Source organism: Dietzia sp. DQ12-76, from assembly GCF_014145045.1.
Lineage (GTDB): Bacteria > Actinomycetota > Actinomycetes > Mycobacteriales > Mycobacteriaceae > Dietzia.
Genome location: NZ_JAALDV010000163.1, coordinates 1 through 5,833 on the forward strand (window position 1 = coordinate 1; position 5,833 = coordinate 5,833).

The window sequence follows — 5,833 nt, forward strand, 5'->3', positions numbered from 1 at the left end:
TCCGCCCCGCCGGCGGCGAGCCTCAGGGCGATCGCCACCGCGACCGCCTCGCGGTCGTCCAGCAGCAGGGGCGGAAGCCGGCGGCCCGACCCCAGCCGGTAACCGCCGCCCGCGCCGCGTTCGGATTCGACCGGATACCCCAGGTCACGCAGCCGGTCCACGTCCCGCCGCACCGACCTGGTGGTCACACCGAGTTCGGCCGCCAGCTCCGGCCCGGTCCACACCGCGCGCCGCTGGAGCAGGTCGAGCAAACCCAGTACGCGCTGGGTCGTGGGCGTTCTGTCGGCGGTCACGTCACCCAGTGTCGCACCGTCAGCGGACCGGATCTGTCCTGATCGACTGAGAGTCTGTTGTCGGACCACGGTGCGGATCAGCAACTGATCCGTTGCCCGTCCGCCGACACCATCCCGTTCACGAGACACACCCAGGAGATCGTCATGCCACTGTTCGCCGCCACCCACACCACCGAACGCGAGACCCTGCTCGAATGGACCGACCACGCGCTCGTCAACGCCCGCTCGATCGTCCACGGCCTCACCGCCGACCAACTACGAGCGCGTCCGGTGCCCTCGAGTGAGCTGACGCTCGGTTGGCTGATCCTGCACATCGGCCAGGTGGCCGAGGACTGGCTGGGCCGGGCGGCCGCCGCGCCGGACCCCCTCGAGACGGGACGCTCGCTGCCCGAGGCCTTCGAGTGGGCCGAGACGGTCAACCGTGTCGACCCCGACGCGACCGCCGAGGAGATCCTCGCCGAGTACGACCGCCGGTGCGCCGCGGGCCTCGCCCATCTCCGCGCCGCCGATCTGGGAGCCCCGGTCCCGGTCCCCGCGGAGATGCCGTGGTTCCCGCCGGACCTGGCGCCGTTCGACGGCCGCTGGTGCGCGCATCACGTCCTCACCGAGATCAACCGGCACAGCGGGCACGCCGACCTCCTGCGTGAGGCACTCGACGGGCGCACGATGTACGACCTGATCGCCGAGGACCAGGGCATCGACATGTCCTACATCGGTGCCTGGTTCGCCGCGCACCCGGAGGTCCCGGCGCCCGCGTGGTGAGTCGGGCTCATTCCGCGCGGAGGGGCGCGCCGGCTGGTCAGTCGCCTTCGTGCCAGCCGGCGAACGTCGCGAACTTGTCCTCGATCATCCCGGCCACTTCGCCCGGGTCGGGCACGAGTCCCGCGTCCGTGGCGATGCCTACCGAGACCGTGCCGTTGTAGCTGAAGATGCAGATCCCGAAGGCCTGGTCGCCGCTCATCGGAACCCAGCCGAGCATCCCCTCGACGGGGGTGCCGGCGATCCGCACCGTGGAGACCGGCCCGGGGACCGACGTGAGCTGGCCGACGGTCTTGTTGGCGAGCAGGTCGACCACCGCGTGCGCCACCGGGCCGGGAGTGATCGCTACGCCGAGCATGGTGGCGAAGTTGACGTGTGGTTCGAACGAGTAGCGCACCCGGGACATGGACGTGGCGATCGCGTCGATGAGCTCGTCGGCGTCGTCGATCCCCAGCGGTAGGCGCATGAGGATGATCGTGAGGTGGTTGCCCAGTTCCTCCGGCAGTTCGTCGGCCACAGGCTCGATGGACATCGGCACCATGAGGTTGATGTCCGAGACCCGACGATCGCCGTGGGCGTCGAGGTACTCGGTGAGCGCCCTGGACACCGCCGCGAGCATCACGGTGGTGACCGTGGTGCCGTGCACCTTCGCCACCCTCTTGATCGCCGCGAGGTCCAGCCCGGAGATCCAGGAGACCCTTTTCTCAACATGGGCGTGACCGCTCCAGGACAGCTCGGGCGATCTGGGTTCGAACAGCAACCGGAAGGTCGAACGATAGGTGTTGGTCGTCCTATTGGTCAGATCGATGCTGTCGGCCAGGGATTCCACGACGCGCGTGGGCACCCGGGTGACCCCACGGCCCGGGGCCACCACTGCCCTGACCAGCCGCGTGAGAGTCCACGGGAACGTGACCGTGGCGCCGGCGAGACCGCGGGCGATACCGACCGAGTCCCTGGCCATCCCCACCCCGGCGCGGCCGACCGTCCGGAGGATCCCGCCTCCACCAGCGGAGAGGGGTCGGCCCACCCGCGGCAGCTGGGCGTCGTCGTCATCGCTGTCGCACAGACCGAGGACCAACTGGGTCAACCGCATACCGTCGACCATCCCGTGCTGGACCCGGAACAGCACCAGCGCGCCCTCCCGCTCGGCCTCGTGACCGTGGCCGTGGTAGCCCTCGAGGAACTCGGCGCGCCACAGGGGGCGGTCGTCGGGGAGCTGGACGCTCATCTGCTCGGAGACGTACGCCTCGGCCTCGGCCCGTCCGCCCGGCGCGGGGAGCCGCCCGCGGATCAGATGGTGGGAGAGGTCGAAATCGGGATCATCCTCCCAGTACCACCGTCTGCCCTCGCGTACCGGGACCCGCCGGAACACCGGGTGGGGGTCAACCATCCGTGTGGCGACTGCCTCTGTGACCGCGTCCCAGTCGGGGATCTCCGAGAACCACACCAACGAGGTGATGTACATGAGGTTGTCGGCGCGGTCCATGTGCAACCACAACTGATCCCGCAGCGGGATTCTGACTCTCGCCGTCTCCCCCATCGTCCCGACGCCTCTCCCGTGGCCACGCTCGCGCACCGGGTCATGCGCACGAGTACAGGCTAGAACAGGCGTGACAGAGATCACGAGTGTTTTCCTTGTTCCCCACGCCTACCGGGGTCGACGCGCCGGTGTGGTGAAGTACACCGTGAAGGAGAGGCGTGACGACGGTCCTCAGACCTGGGCCTCCCAGCCGTCGAACGTCGCGAACTGGTCCTTGATCAGCTCGGCGACCCGGCCCGGGTCCGGCACGAGTCCGGCGTCGGTGGCGATCCCCACGGAGACCTTCCCGTCGTAGCTGAAGACGCAGATCCCGAGCGCCTGGTCGCCGCTCATCGGGACCCAGCCCAGCATCCCCTCGACCACGGTCCCGGCGAGGCTCACCGTGGAGACGGGTCCGGGCACCGAGGTGAGCTGACCGACGGTCTTGTTGGCGAACAGGTCGATCACGGCGTGCTGCACCGCAGTCGGGGTGACCGCCACGGTGAGCATCGAGGCGAAGGTGATGTGTGGCTCGAACGAATAGCGCACCCGGGTCATGGACGTGGTGATGGCGTTGATGAGCTCGTCGGCGTCGTCGATGCCCAGTGGCAGACGCATGAGGATGAGGGTGATGTGGTTGCCCAGTTCCTCCGGGAGGTCGTCGCTGTTCGGCGTCACCGACATGGGCACCATGAGGTTGATGTCGGCGACCGGGCGGTCACCGTGCGCGTCGAGGTAGCGGGTGAGGGCTTTGGACACCGCGGCGATCATCACCGAGGTGACGGTGGTGTCGTGCAGTGACGCCACCCTCTTGACGGCCGCGAGCTCCAGTCCCGAGACCCAGGAGACCTTCTTCTCCGCGTGCGTCCGTCCACTCCACGACAGGTCGGGGGTCCGGGGCTCGAACAGCAGTCGGAAGATGGAGCGATAGGTGTTGGTCGTCGTGTTGGTGGAGTCGATGGTGTCGGCCAGGGATTCCACGACACGAGTGGGCACCCGGGTCAGTTCCCCGCCGGGGGCCGCCACGTCCCTGGCCAGTCGCGCGAGCGTCACCGGGAACCTGATCGTGGCACCCGCGACACCGCGGGCGATGCCGATCGAGTCCTTGGCCAGTCCTGCCCCGACCTGGCCGACCGCCCCCACGATCCCGCCCCCACCCGAGGTCAGTTCCCGTCCCACCCGGGGCAGGGGGTCGTCGTCCTCGTGGTCACACAATCCCAGGACCAGCTGGGACAACCGGATTCCGTCGACCATCCCGTGCTGGACCCGGAACAGGATGAGCGCCCCCTCCTGCTCTCCCCCGTGGCCGTGATATCCCTCGATGAACTCGGTGCGCCAGATGGGGCGGTCGTCGGGGAGCGGCCTGCTCATCTGCGCGGCGACGTACGCCTCGGCCTCGGCGCGTCCGCCCGGTTCGGGGAGGCGACTGCGGACCAGGTGGCGGGAGAGGTCGAAGTCCGGATCGTCCTGCCAGTACCAGCGTCGGCCCCGCCGCACCGGCACCCGGCGGAACACCGGGTGGGGCTCCACCATCCGGGTGGCGATCGCCTCGGTGACCGCCTCCCAGTCGGGGACCTCGGCGAACCACATGATCGAGTTGATGTACATGAGATTGTCCGGTCGGTCCATCATCAGCCACAGCTGATCCCGCAGTGGGATCCGAACCCTCGTCTCCGCCATCCTGCCCGACCCCTCTCACCCACCGTCCACGTCATGCGGACGCCGACCACCGTCCACGTGATGTGGCCGCCGCCCCAGGCTAGAGCAGTTGTGACCCGTGTCACGGCCCTTCCTCGGGGGATCTCGCTCCGTGCTCGTTCTTCACCGTCTACTGCTGTGACCCGCGATCCCGTCGGTCACCTCGATCGGCCGGAAGGACACCGTCGGCAACGTCGGCGAGACCGGCGCGTTCGTGGTGAGCATCGGTGCGTTCGTGATGAGCATCGGCGCGTTCGTGATGCGCATCGGTGCGGCGATCTCCGAGGACGTGCTGGCCGTCGACGGTCTGTGCCTGTCTTCGACCCGCTCCTGTCGCCGTCGCGAGTGGGTCGCCACCACCGGGGCCCGGCCCCGCGCACGAAGGAGTTGCCACGGCCCGGGAGGTAGCGGCTCGTCACCCGACCCCCGCCCCTGTCCCCCGGTCCGCGTCCGCCGCAACGTGCAGGCGCTCCAGCGCCCGACGTGTCGCTCGCGCGCCTGTACGACTCCTCGGCAACCGCCCACCGCTATGGCGTCTCGCGTGCGCATCGGTGCGCGCCAGACGCCTTTCCGGCGGGCGCCTGCACTGTCTGCGAGCGGGGCGGACTGCGGTCCCATACCGATAGACCCGCCGTGCAGCGCGCAGACCAGCCGGTCAGTCGCGCAGTCCGGCTGTGCTGTCACGGCGGGCCCTCCACACCCCGCGCACCCTCCACAGCCTGAACGGACCACGCAGTCCGACGCTGCAGAAACCGGGCCGGCGGGGGCGATACTGCGTGGCCATGAGCACCGACAGAATTCGCCCACCCGTCATCACCTCGTCCGAACTACTCGCGCGGGGTTACAGCCGCCGAGCGCGGGAGCACGCAGAGCGCACCGGACAGCTCTACCGTGTCCGTCACGGCGTCTACGTGCCCGCCGCCGACCTGCCCACCGGTCCCGACGAGGCCGAGGCCATGCTCGAGATGCGGTCGCGGGCCTCGGCGAGGTTCATCAGCCCCGGCACGGCGATGTCGCATACTTCCGCTCTCGTGCTTCACGGTCTGCCCGCTCAGGATCTGGACACCCGGCGGGTCACCACGACCAGGCATCGGCCGGGCAGCGGGAGCAGGCGGGGTGAGAGCGCGATCTGCCACAGCCTGGACCTCGGTGACTCCGTGACGGAACTGGAGGGCATCCCGGTCACGACTCCGGCGCGGACGATCGTCGACGTGGCGCGGACGAGCCCGTTCGCAGGCGCCGTCTGCGCTGCCGACGAGGCCCTGCGCCGCTCTCTGTGCACCCGGGCCGAACTGGCGACCGAACTCGACGCCGCCGCCGGGCGGGTCGGCATCGCGCGGGCCCGCGCAGTGGTGGCGTTCGCGAACCCGGGTGCCCACTCGGTGCTCGAGTCCCTGAGCCGGGTCGCCATCACCCGCGCCGGCCTCCCCATGCCCCAGCTCCAGCACGAGTTCATCCTCTCGGACGGGTCACGCACTTTCGTCGACATGTACTGGAAGGAATGGGGACTCGTCGGGGAGGCGGACGGATCGGGGAAGTACGGGATCGACGACGGCGAGGCGGA

Annotated in this window: 6 protein-coding genes; 2 read left to right on the forward strand and 4 right to left on the reverse strand. The window is 69.6% G+C overall.

Annotated elements, in window-relative coordinates; all coding sequences use genetic code 11:
* Nucleotides 1–293 (reverse strand): helix-turn-helix transcriptional regulator (locus tag G6019_RS06770; RefSeq protein WP_182627263.1); only part of this gene is annotated, 293 nt, incomplete at its 3' end.
* A 57-nt stretch (nt 294–350) separates the two neighbouring features.
* Between G6019_RS06770 and G6019_RS06775 the strand changes: the two genes are divergently transcribed.
* On the forward strand, nt 351–1,055 hold the full coding sequence (locus tag G6019_RS06775; RefSeq protein ID WP_241725910.1) for a mycothiol transferase: 705 nt from the start codon (nt 351–353) through the stop codon (nt 1,053–1,055).
* 37 nt (nt 1,056–1,092) lie between these two features.
* Here the strand turns inward: G6019_RS06775 and G6019_RS06780 are convergent, their stop codons facing one another.
* The 3 genes from G6019_RS06780 to G6019_RS06790 form a co-directional block, all read right to left on the reverse strand.
* Nucleotides 1,093–2,592 carry a WS/DGAT domain-containing protein gene (locus tag G6019_RS06780; protein WP_107757137.1) on the reverse strand — a complete coding sequence of 500 codons (1,500 nt, stop codon included), beginning with the start codon at nt 2,590–2,592 and terminating at the stop codon, nt 1,093–1,095.
* Between the two features lie 171 nt (nt 2,593–2,763).
* On the reverse strand, nt 2,764–4,251 hold the full coding sequence (locus G6019_RS06785) for a WS/DGAT domain-containing protein (RefSeq protein ID WP_241725911.1): 1,488 nt from the start codon (nt 4,249–4,251) through the stop codon (nt 2,764–2,766).
* A 141-nt stretch (nt 4,252–4,392) separates the two neighbouring features.
* Nucleotides 4,393–4,536, reverse strand: coding sequence for a hypothetical protein (locus G6019_RS06790; RefSeq protein WP_182613639.1), 144 nt, complete (start codon nt 4,534–4,536; stop codon nt 4,393–4,395).
* Between the two features lie 515 nt (nt 4,537–5,051).
* Between G6019_RS06790 and G6019_RS06795 the strand changes: the two genes are divergently transcribed.
* The coding region (locus G6019_RS06795) for a type IV toxin-antitoxin system AbiEi family antitoxin domain-containing protein (RefSeq protein ID WP_194305515.1) at nt 5,052–5,833 on the forward strand (782 nt) is incomplete at its 3' end.

Coding starts and splice junctions, on each gene's coding strand:
- G6019_RS06780 (WP_107757137.1), bottom strand. CDS start 2,592: ATGGGGGAGACGGCGAGAGTCAGAATCCCGCTGCGGGATCAGTTGTGG.
- G6019_RS06785 (WP_241725911.1), bottom strand. CDS start 4,251: ATGGCGGAGACGAGGGTTCGGATCCCACTGCGGGATCAGCTGTGGCTG.
- G6019_RS06790 (WP_182613639.1), bottom strand. CDS start 4,536: ATGCGCATCACGAACGCGCCGATGCTCATCACGAACGCACCGATGCTC.